General features: G+C 66.7%; 10 protein-coding genes. 3 read left to right on the top strand and 7 right to left on the bottom strand.

The features are described from left to right. Nucleotides 1–85: 85 nt before the first annotated feature. Nucleotides 86–1,735, bottom strand: coding sequence for a DEAD/DEAH box helicase (locus PCE31106_RS21425; protein WP_150564599.1), 1,650 nt, complete (start codon nucleotides 1,733–1,735; stop codon nucleotides 86–88). Between the two features lie 367 nt (nucleotides 1,736–2,102). On the opposite strand from PCE31106_RS21425, the gene PCE31106_RS21420 reads away from it, so the two are divergent. Beyond that, nucleotides 2,103–3,017 (top strand): LysR family transcriptional regulator, encoded by a 915-nt coding sequence (locus tag PCE31106_RS21420; RefSeq protein ID WP_150564598.1) that lies wholly within the window; start codon nucleotides 2,103–2,105, stop codon nucleotides 3,015–3,017. A 90-nt stretch (nucleotides 3,018–3,107) separates the two neighbouring features. Here the strand turns inward: PCE31106_RS21420 and PCE31106_RS21415 are convergent, their stop codons facing one another. The 3 genes from PCE31106_RS21415 to mprF all read right to left on the bottom strand — a co-directional run bounded on the left by PCE31106_RS21415 (nucleotide 3,108) and on the right by mprF (nucleotide 8,886). Beyond that, a complete protein-coding gene (locus PCE31106_RS21415; protein ID WP_130027478.1) occupies nucleotides 3,108–4,415 on the bottom strand; it encodes a solute carrier family 23 protein in 1,308 nt (435 codons plus the stop codon). A 149-nt stretch (nucleotides 4,416–4,564) separates the two neighbouring features. Beyond that, nucleotides 4,565–6,166: a virulence factor family protein gene (locus PCE31106_RS21410; RefSeq protein WP_174975349.1), complete on the bottom strand. Its 1,602-nt coding sequence runs from the start codon at nucleotides 6,164–6,166 to the stop codon at nucleotides 4,565–4,567. Next, nucleotides 6,163–8,886, bottom strand: coding sequence for a bifunctional lysylphosphatidylglycerol flippase/synthetase MprF (gene mprF, locus PCE31106_RS21405; protein ID WP_254441234.1), 2,724 nt, complete (start codon nucleotides 8,884–8,886; stop codon nucleotides 6,163–6,165). Before mprF ends, PCE31106_RS21410 begins: the two co-directional genes overlap by 4 nt. 482 nt (nucleotides 8,887–9,368) lie before the next feature. Here mprF and PCE31106_RS21400 point away from each other — a divergent pair, with 482 nt between their 5' ends. Continuing rightward, nucleotides 9,369–10,571: a serine hydrolase domain-containing protein gene (locus PCE31106_RS21400; protein ID WP_174975347.1), complete on the top strand. Its 1,203-nt coding sequence runs from the start codon at nucleotides 9,369–9,371 to the stop codon at nucleotides 10,569–10,571. Here PCE31106_RS21400 and PCE31106_RS21395 read toward each other — a convergent pair. Then, nucleotides 10,543–10,872: a GIY-YIG nuclease family protein gene (locus PCE31106_RS21395; protein ID WP_150564595.1), complete on the bottom strand. Its 330-nt coding sequence runs from the start codon at nucleotides 10,870–10,872 to the stop codon at nucleotides 10,543–10,545. The two genes, PCE31106_RS21400 and PCE31106_RS21395, sit on opposite strands and share 29 nt — an antisense overlap. Nucleotides 10,873–11,110: 238 nt before the next feature. Here PCE31106_RS21395 and PCE31106_RS21390 point away from each other — a divergent pair, with 238 nt between their 5' ends. Next, nucleotides 11,111–12,586, top strand: coding sequence for an SLC13 family permease (locus PCE31106_RS21390; protein ID WP_150564594.1), 1,476 nt, complete (start codon nucleotides 11,111–11,113; stop codon nucleotides 12,584–12,586). A gap of 6 nt (nucleotides 12,587–12,592) precedes the next feature. Here PCE31106_RS21390 and PCE31106_RS21385 read toward each other — a convergent pair whose 3' ends face one another. Then, complete coding sequence (locus tag PCE31106_RS21385; RefSeq protein WP_150564593.1) at nucleotides 12,593–13,021, bottom strand: hypothetical protein; 429 nt, start codon at nucleotides 13,019–13,021, stop codon at nucleotides 12,593–12,595. 4 nt (nucleotides 13,022–13,025) lie between these two features. Continuing rightward, complete coding sequence (locus PCE31106_RS21380) at nucleotides 13,026–13,700, bottom strand: hypothetical protein (protein ID WP_150564592.1); 675 nt, start codon at nucleotides 13,698–13,700, stop codon at nucleotides 13,026–13,028. Nucleotides 13,701–13,730: the final 30 nt, after the last annotated feature.

The raw sequence follows: 13,730 nt of genomic DNA, 5'->3' as shown, positions 1-13,730 counted from the left end.
CTCATTGTCCCTGCCACGCCCGGGCCACCGGGCGCAAAAGCTTAATATTTTACTTAATTTGCGCCCGATGCCCTTCCTGAGCCGTTCAGTCGCGTTTTGCCTTGCCCATCAGCAAGGCGCCGCCAACCGCGTCGCGACGCGCCGGACGCGGCGCGCGCTGTGCGAAATCGCTGCGCTCCGCGCCGCCTCCTTGCCCGCGCGAGGCGGTCTGCCCCGTGCGGCCGTCACGACCTTGGCGTGCTGCACCGGCCGCCGGTGTGGCCGCGCGTTGGGCATCGCCCTGACGCTTGGGCGCCTGCGCCTGATGGCGTTGCTGCCCGCCTTGTCCCGCGTTCGCGACCTGCGCGCCGTGCCCCGCATTTCCGCCGTTCACGGCACTGCTGTTCTTTCGGCCACCGCGCTCGCCTTCGCGACGCGCCTTCGGCTCGTTGCCCTGGCGTGCGCCACGACCGCCATCGCGCGGCTCACGCGCTTCACGCGGGGCGCGGGCCGGTTGGCGCGCGTCGTCGTCGTCGCCGCCGCGCCCGCCCCGTCCACCACCGGCCCCACGGCCTTGTTGCGCCTTGCGAATCGGTTGCGCCACGGCATGCGGATCCGGATCGAAGCCCGGGATCACTTCGCGATCGATCGTGCGCTTGATGAGACGTTCGATCTGCGTGAGCAGTTGATGCTCGTCCACGCACACAAGCGACACGGCCTCGCCGTTTGCGCCGGCGCGTCCGGTGCGGCCGATGCGGTGGACATAGTCCTCCGCCACTTCCGGCAGGTCGAAGTTGACCACGTGGGGCAACTGGTCGATGTCGATGCCGCGCGCGGCAATATCGGTCGCAACCAGCACCTGCAATGTGCCGCTCTTGAATTCGGCGAGCGCTCGCGTGCGGGCGCCCTGACTCTTGTTACCGTGAATGGCGAGCGCCGGAATGCCGCCCTTCGTAAGCTGCTCGGCGAGCCGGTTCGCGCCGTGCTTGGTGCGCGTGAACACGAGCACCTGGAACCAGTTGTGCTCGCGCACGAGGTGTTCGAGCAGCTCGCGCTTACGGTCGCGATCGACCGGGTGGATCTTCTGCGCGACGGTTTCCGCCGTCGTGTTGCGACGCGCCACTTCGATGAGCGCGGGCGACTTGAGCAGGCCGTCGGCCAGTTGCTTGATCTCGTCGGAGAACGTGGCCGAGAACAGCAGGTTCTGGCGCTTCGACGGCAGCACCGCCAGCACACGACGAATATCGCGAATGAAGCCCATGTCGAGCATGCGGTCGGCTTCGTCCAGCACGAGAATCTCGACGCCAGAAAGATCGACCGTTTTCTGCTGCATGTGATCGAGCAGACGGCCAGGGGTCGCGACGAGAATGTCCACGCCGCGCGCCAATTGTTTGACCTGCGGCACCATCGACACGCCGCCGAACACGGTCATGGACGTGAGCGGCAGGTACTTGCCGTATTGCGTGACGCTTTCCTCGACCTGGGCGGCCAACTCGCGCGTGGGCGTCAGCACGAGCGCGCGCACGGAGCGCTTGCCGTTGGCCGCCGCCGCGCGCGCACGCGTGGAGAGCATTTGCAGGATAGGCAGCGTGAAGCCCGCCGTCTTGCCGGTCCCGGTCTGGGCACCGGCGAGGAGATCGCCGCCTTGCAGGACGGCCGGAATCGCTTGCAGTTGAATGGGCGTCGGGTGCGTGTAGCCAAGGTCGGCCACGGCACGCAGGATGTCGGCCGACAGGCCGAGCTTTTCAAAAGACATATATGGACCAATGCGCGGACTCCACGAAGTGTGTCCCCGCGCGTATCGATGTTGTGTGTTCTTGAGGGAATGCCCGCGTAGGGCGTGCGACAGGCATCGCGCTCACTAGGGCGATGCGCCGAAAGACGCCTGCAAGACGACCCGCCGGCGAATGAAATCAAGCGGCTTGGCGGGCGAGGCCGTCGCGGGTACGGCCGTGTCTTGGAAGCGCGTAGTTTACCATGTGCCCTTTCCCAAGTCAGTCGGCATCGCCATTTGCCCTCCCCGGGGTCCGAAATTCGGACGTTCCACCGGGTGTCTGCGCGCCTATCGCCCAAGCCGCTACACTGGCGTCATTGCCCCCGAAGCCTCCCGGCCTGCCTGCCCCGTGCGATTCGACCTGACCGACCTGCGACTGTGCCTGCTGGTTGCCGAAGCCGGCAGCATCACCGGCGGCGCCGAGCGCGCCCATCTGACACTGGCGTCTGCCAGCGCCCGTATCCGCGGGCTCGAAGAGGCGCTGGGCGTCGCGCTCTTCATGCGCCACCGCCAGGGCGTAATGCCCACCCCCGCTGGCCGCGCCCTGCTCGCTCACGCCCGGCGCGTGCTCGCCCAGATCGAGCAGATGCGCGGCGAACTCGGCGAATACGCGGCTGGGCTCAGGGGGAACGTGCGTATTGCCTCGAACACCGTGGCGATGTCCGAGTTTCTGCCGGATCTGCTGGGGGCATTCCTCGCCGAGCATCCGAATGTTGAGGTCTCCCTGCGCGAGCAGACGAGCCCGGCCGTCGTGCAAGCGGTCCTGGAAGGCGCCGCCGACATTGGCGTGGTCTCGGACTGGATCGAATTGACGGGGCTCGAGACGGTGCCATTCCGGCAGGACCGGCTGGTGGTCGTCACGCCGCCTGGGCACGCATTGGCCTCGCGCGCCGAGGTGGCTTTCATCGACGTTCTGGACTCGGAGTTCATTGGCCTGCCCGAGCACAGTGCACTGGCCGAGCACCTCGACGGGCACGCCAGGCGAGCCGGTCGGCCGTTGCACTACCGTGTGCGCCTGCGAGACTTCGACAGTCTGTGCCGCGCCGTGGCGGCGGGGGCCGCGCTGGGCATCGTGCCGCTGAGCGCCGCCGCACGCTCGGCCGCCGCGCTGGGCCTCGGCATCGTGCCGCTCTCCGACGCGTGGGCCCTGCGCACGCTGGTGCTGTGCGTGCGTGAGCGCGACGCCCTGCCTGTCTACGCGCGGCAATTGCTTGAACGGCTGCAGGCCACGCCCGCTGTCACCCATGAAAACGGCACGACGTAATCATCGTGCCGTGATCTCTCGTGCCGTCAATTCCGGCGAATCCAGCCGGTCCAGCGCGTCCGGTGTGACCGGTGAGGCGAGCGAGTCGACCTACATCGCCGCCGGTGCCGACGCCCCACGCCCGCGCAGCAACGCGTAGAGGATGATGGCGCCGAACGTGGCGCAACCGATGCCCCCCAGCGAGAAGCTACCGAACTTCAGCGTGAAGTCGCCCGCGCCGAGCACCAACGTGACGGCGGCAACGATCAGGTTGCGGTTATCCGAGAAGTCGACCTTGTTCTGCACCCAGATGCGCGCGCCGGCCACGGTAATCAGACCGAACACCACGATCGACACGCCACCCAGCACCGGACCCGGAATCGTCTGAATCACCGCGCCGAATTTCGGCGAGAAGCCCAGCACCAGCGCGATCACCGCCGCCACGGCAAACACCAGCGTCGAATAGATCTTCGTGACGGCCATCACGCCGATATTCTCGGCGTAAGTCGTCACGCCCGTGCCCCCGACGCTGCCCGACACAATGGTCGCCAGACCATCGCCGAGGAAGGCGCGGCCCATGTAGCGGTCGAGGCTCTGCCCGGTCATGGCGCTTACCGCCTTGATGTGTCCGAGGTTCTCCGCCACAAGGATGATGGCAATCGGGGCGAGCAATACCATCGCTTCCGGCTTGAACACTGGCGCCGCGAAGTGCGGCAGGCCAAACCAGGCGGCATGGGCCACCACGGCGAAGTCGATCGGCTTGCCGAGGCCCATGCCGTTGGTCAGCACGGCGTACAGCGCATAGGCCAGCAGCAGGCCCACGAGAATCAACAGGCGTTGCACCATGCCGCGCGCGAGCACCGCCACGAGACCGACGCACAGCACGGTCGCCAGCGCCATCCACGTGTCGAAGGGCGTCGCCGAGACGCCCTTCACCGCGACCGGCGCGAGGTTCAGGCCGATGACGGCGACGACCGCGCCCGTCACCACCGGCGGCATGAGGGCTTCGATCCAGCGAGTGCCGACGGCCATCACGATCAGGCCGATGATGGCGTAGAGCACGCCGCAGGCGATGATCCCGCCGAGCGCCACCGGAATATTCAGGTTCGGCCCGCTGCCCGCATAGCCCGTCACCGAGATGACCAGGCCGATGAAGGCGAAGCTCGAGCCGAGATAGCTGGGTACGCGTCCGCCGACGAGCACGAAGAAGAGCAGCGTGCCAATTCCCGACATGAAGATGGCAAGGTTCGGATCGAACCCCATGAGCAGCGGTGCAAGTACGGTCGAGCCGAACATGGCGACCACGTGCTGCACGCCCATCGCGATGGTTTGCGGCCACGCCAGACGCTCATCGGGGGCGATCACGCGGCCGGAGGCCGTGTCCTGCTGCCGCCACTTCGGGAAATAACCCTCTGCCATGTCGATCTTCTCCTGGGTGTCGTGCCGCCGAATCCGAACGGTGCGGAAGGTGCGGGACGTGGGTCGATGGGAAAACTGGCGGCAGTGTACGGAGCCACTGCACGGAAGGCAAGGCGGCGCGCCAAGCGGCGCCGCCCCGCCATCGGCCGTCACCGCTTGGCGACGCCCTGGAGAATCACGTCGGCCAGCCCAGTGTAGTTCCCGTCGAAATGGTGCCCGCCGGGCATCTTGACGACCTGAACGCGCTTGGGATCGAGCCCCGGACAGTTGCTGTCGTCCTCGTCGGCCCCATAAATGCACATCGCCATCCCGTCGGGCAAACGCTCCACCTCCGGACGAATCGGCAGGCCGTTCTGGCTCGACATCACCCAATTGGTCATGCGGAACTCGAAGTCCGCCTTCTGCCCGAGTCCCATCAGCACCAGTAGCGCCACCCGCTCGCGGGCCACCGGCGACAGACGATTGACCATGAACGGCAGCACATCGGCCCCTTGCGAGTAGCCGATCAGGATCACGCGCTTCTTGTTCCAGCGCGTCTGATAGAAGCGCATGAGGCGGTCGATATCGAGCGCGCCGGAAGCCGGGGTGCGCGCCGACCAGAAATAGCGCAGCGAATCCACGCCCACCACCGGAATGCCGTGCGCGGAGAGCGCGCCCGCGACATCGCGGTCGAGTCCGGCCCAACCGCCGTCGCCCGACATCAGTATGGCGAACGTGTCGGTCATATTGGGGGCGGGCTTGCCGGTGGCCGGCACCTCGACGACGGGCAGATCGGCCACCGCGGCGGGCGGCCGGGCCGTTCCCGCCACGTGGTGCGCGTTCAGACGCCGGAACGCGTTCTTGTACTGCGTCACCCAATCGGCCAGCACGGACGTCGGCGGCGTGCCCGTCTCGGCGGGCGTGCCCGAGACCTCCATCGCGCCCAGGCTGCCCGCCAGCCCACCGACGAGCCAGCTCGAATTCGGCGTGCGGGCGGCGAACGCCTGTGCCACGTGATCCGGGCAGCGCGGCGCGCGCGCGTTGGGTCCGCCGACCGGCCCGCCCATTGCCACCCATGGTGCGCTCATGACAGGCGCGGGCAGCAATCGCATCGGCGCGCCGCCGGCCGTGTGCGTGATACCGCGTCCGAAGTGCACCCCCTCGCCCTGACACAACGGCCGGGACATCGGCAGTACCGGACAGAAGTCGACGGACAGCGCGCCGGAGAACGTATCGTTACCCGCCTGCGCAAGCATCGCATAGGCGAACGTGCCGCCCACACCGTCGCCGACGAGAATGGGCGGCGTGTAGCCGGGCAGCTTGACGGCCGCCTCGACCCATCGACCGAAGTTGTCGAGATCGCCCGCCGCATATACGCAAGCGATCTCGTCCTTGGTGTAATTCGCCATCAACCGTGCCGTGTCGATGCCGGCCACCAACGCGCCGGTGTCCGCGAGGGCGCGAGCCATCCGTTCGGCGCGCGGCGTCCAGCCGTCGTCGTCGGAGAAAAAGAGCACCGTCGCATTCGGCGCCCCTTCCGGACGGAAGATGGGCACGTTCTCGAAGCGGCCATGCGTCAGGATCTCCGGGGCTTGCGCGGGTGCCGGCGTCTGGGCCAGTGCGGCGACGGACGTCATCATCACCGCCCCTGTCGCGGCACTCGCCGCGACGCGGCGGACCCAGCGCGGCGCGCCCTCGCCGCGCCCGCGCTTGCGCGATCTCGCCTGCCCATCGTCCGCCTTGTCGTGCATCGCCATCGTGTGACCTGTCATTTCGTCATGATTCCTTTCCATCCGCCGCCCACCAGCGAGGCCACGTCGGCCAGCGTGAGCATCGGCGCGATACCGCCCGGCGTCATCAGATAACGCGCCTCCCATTGCGGATCGAATTTGTCCTTGAAGCTGCGCAGCCCGCGGAAGTTGTAGAAGCGCGCGCCGTGCGCGAACATCATGCGGCCGAAGCGATGCCAGCGGGGCGCAAGCTGATGCGTCTCCATGCCCGACATCGGGGCCATTCCCAGGCCGAAGCGCTGATAGCCCTGCGATTTGAAGTGCAGCATCAGCTTCGCGAACAGGAAGTCCATCGTGCCGGGGGGAGCGTCCGGTACCTGCCGCATCAGATCGATGCTCGCTTCGATGCGCTGGACGTCGGGACACATCAACGTGGCAAACGCGACGAGACGCGTCTCGCGGCGCACAAGCGCCACGGGTTGGCGCGCCACATACGCGTCGGTGAACGCGCCCAACGAGAAACCCTTCTCGCGCGTATGTTGGCGCGCAAGCCACGCGTCCGACACGCGCCGCATTTCGGCGAGATGCGGCGCGACGTCTTCCGCCGCCACAATCTCCAGCGTCAACCCTTCGCGTTCACCGCGCGCCACCCCATGCCGCAGATTGGCGCGACGCGCGCCTTGCAGCCCGAACTCCGGCAGCGAGACGAACGCTTCCTCGCCGAGCTTGAAGGCCCGCAGTCCCGCGTCGATATAGAGCGGCAGCGCCTGCGGGCGGGTCTTGTAGAACGCCGCGCGTCCGCCGTGCGCATCGGCCAGCTCGATGAAGCGCCAAATCAGTTCAGGCCACTCCTTCTGGTCGCCCACCGGATCCGAGAGCGACACCCACGAACGGCGATGCTTTGCGTACATGATGAAAGCGTTGCCAGACGGCGAGAACAGGAAGCTCTTGTCGCCCATCAGCGCCAGACAGGCGTCGGCGGCCGGTTGCTTGCGGATGACGGCGCGCGCGCGCGCCAGTTCCTCCTCGCTCGCGGGCACGATCGCGCCGGCGGACTGACGCAGCAATTGCCACAAGGACAGCCCGAGTCCGATCACGGCCACGACCATCAACGCGCGCATGGAACGCGGGGCGTCGCCGTCGAACGTGAACTGCCACCAGAGCTGATTCGCGTATTCGACGCGCCGGTACGCCATGAACATCAGCCAGGTACAGGCCCCGAGCACCGAGAGCACGGCAATGATCCAGCCCGGCTCGAACGTTTGCGTGAAAAGCGACGAGCGCCGGTCGAACTGTTCGCGCGAGACGAGCAACAGCGTCGCCAGCATGGCCAATACGAAGCACTCCGACACTGCAATGCCCTTGGGAATCGCGAGGACGGCAGCGATGATCGTCAGGCCGAGCGAGCCCCACCAGGCGGCATCGAGCCGGTGCAGCAGACCTCGCGCGAGGAACAGCATGGCCAGCCCCGCCACACTGCCGAGCAAGTGCGACACTTCAACGAGGAACAGCGGCACGTGGTGGCGAAGGAAGTCTTCCGCGTCGCGCGTGGCGGGCGTCACACCGGAGATCAGCAACATGACCCCGGCAACGAGCGTGAGCGCCGCCAACAGGCCGGGGAAGAGCCGCACGGCCGCACGGCCAATCGGCGCCGCCGGGCCCTGGCGCAACTCGAACCCGGCAAGCAGACAGGCGGCAAGCATCAGCGGCAGCAGATAGTAAATACCGCGATAGAGCACCAGCGCCCCCGCCACCTGACTGATCGGTGCGTGCCCGTTGGTCGCGAGCAGAATCACCGCTTCGAACACCCCCACGCCGCCCGGCACGTGGCTGAGTACGCCAAGCGCCATAGCAATGGCATAGAAGACGACGAAGGTCGGCAGATCCACCACATTGGCGGGCAGCAAACACCACAAGGCGGCGGCCGCCATGCCCAGATCGGCGGCCGAGATCAGCAACTGGCGCACCGCGACCCGCAGCGGCGGCAGCGGGATCGGCCAGCGGTTGAGCAAGCGCACCGTGCGCTTGCGCGCGCACAGTACCAGGAACGCGGCGGCGCCGGCCAGCAGCAGCAAGGCGAGCATCTGCAACACCCACGCCGGAATCGGCACCAGCGCCGAGACGCGCGACGCGCCCCACAACATGCCGAGCGAACCGAACACGGTCATGCCGAGACCGAACGCGCCGGCGTTGAACGCTACCGCCTGCGCCACCTTCGATGCATCGACGCCCGCGGCGGCGTACATCCGCATTCGCACCGTGCCGCCGGTGAGCACCCCCAGACCGACGGAGTTTCCGAGCGCGTAGGCGATGAACGAGGTGAGCACGACTGTCGAGCGCTTGACCTTCGCCCCGGCGAAGCCAAGGCCTGAGATGTCGTAACCGGTGAGGGCCGCGTAACTCGCCAGGGTTGCCAGCATGGCAAGCGCCAGACGTGTCACGGGGGTGTTGTGTATCTCGGCAACGATGTCGTCGTAATGCACGTGACGCAGCATGTGATGCAACGCGTCGAAGACAAAGAGGCCGAGCAGAACGACGCCGGCCGCGATCAGCCACGGCCGGGCCGCGGTCCACGGCACGCGCCGGAGCCAGCGCAGGGGCGCGGGCAACGCAAACCAGGCGGCTTCGTCGGCGGGCGGCGGCTCGGGCGGGCCGCCCGCGGCCCCGCCACCGGCGGACGCCGCAACGGCATCCATCGGCAGCGCCACGGAGGAAGGTGCATCGGCGGGCCGGCTCGGGCGCGCGCGGGAGGGTTCAGTCATGTATCGGTCGATCCTTCAGCCGGCACGACGTCACCTACGGGACGCCGCTCCCATGGCCTGTGGGCGAGTCAGAGCCTGTCAGGGCGATAGCTTACACCGCGATGCGTGACAGGTCTCGTCGGCGACGGCTCGGGAGCCGCCCCGGCCGCCCGACGTTGCCACCGCGCGATTGCGCGCCACTATGGGTGTTTGATCTCCATAAATGCAATTTAATGTAGAATTCAGCGTTTTTACTGGTTACTTGAACGAAGTTTTTCCTAAACTTCGATATCGAAGAGCGCCGCAAAGCGGCACGTGCGCACCCCGAACCTTTCCGTCTCCGAAGAGAGTCGATTTGTGGTTCGAAGCATCGTGCGCGGGGGGAATAGAAAATGTACGTCGAACGGCACAGCCGTCCGGCAGGGGCACGTCTGACAATGCCGCGGGTATCGCGGCGCAACGAGCATGTCGTCGCTCTCGCGACGGGGCGACGGAGTGCCTCCGTGCGCCGCGCTGTCGTCGGTGTCCTGAGTGCCTTGCTGGGCACTGCCATGTTAATGACCGCGGGCCATGCGCTCGCCCAAACCGCGTCGACGGCCACGTCCACGTCGGCAGCGGCGTCGTCGCCCGTTGCCGCGAATACGAATCCGGTGGTCGTGGCGCTGCCGTCATCCGGCGCGCCCAAACCGATCCAACCGGCGGTGCCCATCGGTCAGGCGACGCTCACGCAGGGCGTGGCGCAGCTCAAGGAGCGCTACAACCTGTCGCATGTCTGGCTGCGCACGGAATCCGATGCAGGCGTGGGGCTCGAAGCGGCCACGTCGGGCGACAACGTCCGACAGCTGCTGCCCGTCGCCAGCCTGTCGAAGTCGGTGACGGCCATCGGCATCGCGCTGCTCGTGCAGGCGGGCAAACTCTCGCTCGACGCAACACTCGGCGATCTGCTCGACACTTATTCGAAACAGCACGGCAAGCCGCTCGACCCGTCGTTGCGCGAGCTGACCGTGCGACGCCTGCTGGCGCATCGCGCGGGGCTTGCCACGAACGGCTACAACGATCCCGTGAACGGCCTGTTCAGCGGACTGGCGATCCGGCGTGTGGGCGGCAGCGCGGACTTCTTCAACTATCTCGACGCCGGCGACGCCGGGCACTCGACCGGCAAGTCCGATTTCGTCTACTCGAACGTGTCGTACCTGTTGCTCGGCATGGTGATCGAAGCGGTTTCCGGCGACGATTACAAGCACTTCTGCGAAACGCACATTTTCGCGCCGCTTGGCATCACCGGCGCCACCCTGCCCGACAACTGGCGTCTGCTGGCTCCGTTCGCCGGGTGGCAGATGTCGACGAGCGCGCTGCTCAAGGTGTGGCGCGTGTTCGACATTCGCCGGCCGAGCCTGCTCACAGAGAAGACGCTGCGCACATTGTTGCTTGACAAGCGGTCCGGCCCGGTCAGCGCGGATCGCGACGTTTACTACACGCTTGGCGTATTCATGGTGCCCGGCGCGGGCGAGCGAAACTATCGCATCAGCCACGACGGCATCGCCGACTTCTTCCGCACCCAGTCGACCTATTACACCGTGGTGGAGAAGACCGTACCCGGCGACAGTTGGGCGCTCGTGGTGTCGCCAATTCCGTCGCGCGGCCAGTTCGGCGCGATCCAGCGCGACGTGCGCCGGATCATTCGTCAGGCACGCCTGGTGCCTTGAAGTCGGCGGCGGCGCGGACATCGCCGAGATCGCAAGGGAACGTGCCGGCAATGAGCGCGCGCTTCTGCGACGCGCTCAGTTGCTTGACGCGGTACTCGGCCCGCGAGGCGGCTGAGCGATCGGCAAAGGTGAGCGAGAGCAGGATGCGCAATGGCGGATAGGCGCGCGTGAAGCGTGCGCCCTTGCCCGCGACGTGCGCCGCATATCGCGCCTCGACGTCGACGGCGATGCCCGTGTAGATGCGACCGCCCGCGCACTCCAGCAGGTAGAGGAACCAGGGCTTCGGTGGGACAGCCGTCATCGCGTCGCCCACGATTCGTGGCGGAAGTCGTGCGGTCTGCGCGGTATGGCAAAGACGTTGGGGCACTGGGCAGGCACGAGTACAGAGCGTGGCATGTTCGCGACGGAATTTGTCCTGATCGGGTGACGCTGTCGAAGTCGCTAGCATACGATATGCCCACGGCGATGCAAGCGCGCCCCCCATCGCCGCCGGACCGCGTAACACGCCTGCCTGGCCTAACACCACAACGACAAGCGCCATGACCGAATCCGCCTCGCCGGACACCCCTGATCCCCGCCATCACCGCCCCTCGGCGGCCGACGCATTACGCCGCGAACGCCTGCGCTCACGCGTGCGCACCCTTGGCGGTTACGTCATTTACGCGATGTTCGCTGCCGCCTTGTGGGCCGCCAGCCATGGCAGTTCCGCCCTTGGCCTGTCGCCCACCGCCGCGCAGGCCGCCGTGCTCGTGCTGTTCACCATTGGGGCGTGGGCGTTCGGCCTGTTCCCGGAGCCGATCACCACGCTGACGTTCTTCCTGCTCGCCGTCCTGCTCCATGTCGCGAAGCCGGAAGTGATCTTCGCCGGGTTTCATTCGGCTGCGTGGTGGCTCGTCTTTGGGGGTGCGGTGACGGGTATCGCGGTGCGCACGACAGGACTCGGCGCGCGGCTGGCCGCGACGTTGTTCGCACTCAAGCGCCCAACGTATGCGCGTTATGTGGCGTCGGTGATGGTCGCCTGCGTGGGTCTGGCTTTCGTCATGCCCTCGACGACGGGACGTATTCTGCTGCTGATCCCCATCGTGCTCGCGCTCGCCGATCGCATCGGCCTCACCGAGGGTCGGCGCGGACGCACCGGTCTCGTGATGATGGTCGCCGCCGCGAGCTACATGCCGCCCACGACGATCCTGCCCGCCAACATTCCGAATAGTGTGCTCATGGGCGCGGCGGACTCGTTCTACGGCGTAAAGCTGCACTACGCGCCCTACCTGCTGCTGCACTTCCCTGTCCTCGGTGCGCTCAAGGCTGCCATTCTGGTGTGGGTGATCTGCCGCCTGTTCCCCGACGACGGCCCCCTCACCCAGGTGACCAACGGTGCCACGCAGCCGCTGTCAAACGACGCCCGCCGCTTGTCGGTATTGCTGGCGTTGGCGCTCGCCGGATTCGCGACCGATGCCTGGCACGGCATCTCGCCCGCGTGGATTTCCGTTGCCGCGGCAATTCTCTGCCTGCTCCCCGCGATTCACATCATCACGCCCAAGACCTTCACCGAACAGATGCATATCACGCCGCTTATTTACGTCGCGGGCTTTCTCGGTGTGGGCGCGGTCGTCGCGGATTCGGGACTGGGCGAGAAGCTCGCACGGCTATGCCTGGATGCGGTGAGCATGACGCCGGGCACCCCCGCGATCAATGCCGCATGGCTCATCGCCATCGGCGCGGCCATCGGACTGGTCGCCACGCTTCCCGGTCTGCCGGCGGTGCTCACTCCGCTCGCGGGACAGCTCGCGAGCGCGAGCGGCCTGCCGCTCTACACGGTGCTGATGTTGCAAGTGCCGGTGTTCTCTACCGTTCTCCTGCCCTATCAGAGCCCGCCGATGATGATTGCGATGCATCTGGGCGGCGTCGGCATGCGCGATGGCACGCGGCTGACCGTCGTCATGACACTCATCACCCTCGTCTTTCTCTTCCCGCTCGACTATCTCTGGTGGCACCTGCTCGGCATGTTGCCCTGACTGCCCCTATCGGCGGCTGGGTTCCCGACAGAACACCAGCCATCGATCGCCGTCTTCCTCACGCCAGAACGCCCCCTCGCGTTCGAGAATCGCACCGAGGCGAAGGCGTGTCGCACGAACGCGCGTGTCGCTCACGCCGGGCAGGATCATGCCGCGCACGTAGCCGACATGGGGCACCGTGCGCAACAGTGTCCGAATCAGTTGGCAGAAGCGCCGCACGGCGTGCTCGCTCGCCTTCGCTTCGGCATCGAGGCGGAAGTCGGTGATCGTCAGCACGACACCGGAGGGCACCCGATCAAGTCGATGACAAAGGGACAGCTCGCCGTTCTCGACGCGCTGTCCCAGTTCGACGTGCGTGCGCTCGCAGATTTCAACGCGCGCCGTGAAACGGTGGGCTCTGAAGAATGCCGCAACGGCGCGCTCGCAAACGGTCATGGGCTTATCGGATGGTGTCGTACATCTTCGTGACTTGCTGGCCGATCATGCCGTACATCGCGCGCGACACTTCACGGATGTCCGCACTGGTCGCGTCAATGCGCTGACGCAGCCGATCGTTCGTGCGACGCGTCTCCTCGGTGAGCGACATCTCGAACTCGCCGAGCACATCGTTATCGCGTCCGGCAAGCGAATCGTCGTTGGACACGACATCGAACGGCGACTTCACGAACTGGCTGACGCCCTTGGTCGTTTCGCCGACCGCCGTGCCGACCACTCGCAACTTGCCCAACTCGCCCCCAAAACCTGCCACGCCCGATCCCACACCGCCGGCCAATGAGAAGGTGCCGGAGACGATACCGCCAATGGCCGAATACAGCCCGGCGCGGTAATGCAAGTTGTTGGCGTTGTACTTCTCGCTGCGCGCGGTCTGGCCGCGCTCGAAGACCATTGCATCGTGACGCGTGCGATACGCCTGGTCGGTGTTGCGCTCGGCCACCCGCATGGCGAGAAACAGGGCGATGAGCGCCTGCGCGGATTGAAGGCCGTCGACCTGCTCGCGAATGCGCGGCAATACGCGCGCGCCCTCGTCGTCGGTCGCGGCGCGTTGCTGGGCGTCGTAGGCGGCAATACCGGCCTGACGCGGATTCGCCGACGTCGAACTCAATGCATAAGTCATGTCATCACTCCGTAGGTAGACGACGCGGCG

Origin of the sequence: Pandoraea cepalis, assembly GCF_902459665.1 — a bacterium.
Lineage (GTDB): Bacteria > Pseudomonadota > Gammaproteobacteria > Burkholderiales > Burkholderiaceae > Pandoraea > Pandoraea cepalis.
The sequence above is the reverse complement of the archived record's forward strand: the minus strand, read 5'-3'. Positions and strand labels throughout refer to the sequence as shown.

What these genes read in the sequence shown, in the direction of transcription:
- PCE31106_RS21415 (WP_130027478.1), bottom strand. Translation starts at nt 4,415, where the DNA reads ATGGCAGAGGGTTATTTCCCGAAGTGGCGGCAGCAGGACACGGCCTCC.
- PCE31106_RS21395 (WP_150564595.1), bottom strand. Translation starts at nt 10,872, where the DNA reads ATGACGGCTGTCCCACCGAAGCCCTGGTTCCTCTACCTGCTGGAGTGC.
- PCE31106_RS21410 (WP_174975349.1), bottom strand. Translation starts at nt 6,166, where the DNA reads ATGACAGGTCACACGATGGCGATGCACGACAAGGCGGACGATGGGCAG.
- PCE31106_RS21390 (WP_150564594.1), top strand. Translation starts at nt 11,111, where the DNA reads ATGACCGAATCCGCCTCGCCGGACACCCCTGATCCCCGCCATCACCGC.
- PCE31106_RS21380 (WP_150564592.1), bottom strand. Translation starts at nt 13,700, where the DNA reads ATGACTTATGCATTGAGTTCGACGTCGGCGAATCCGCGTCAGGCCGGT.
- mprF (WP_254441234.1), bottom strand. Translation starts at nt 8,886, where the DNA reads ATGACTGAACCCTCCCGCGCGCGCCCGAGCCGGCCCGCCGATGCACCT.
- PCE31106_RS21385 (WP_150564593.1), bottom strand. Translation starts at nt 13,021, where the DNA reads ATGACCGTTTGCGAGCGCGCCGTTGCGGCATTCTTCAGAGCCCACCGT.
- PCE31106_RS21425 (WP_150564599.1), bottom strand. Translation starts at nt 1,735, where the DNA reads ATGTCTTTTGAAAAGCTCGGCCTGTCGGCCGACATCCTGCGTGCCGTG.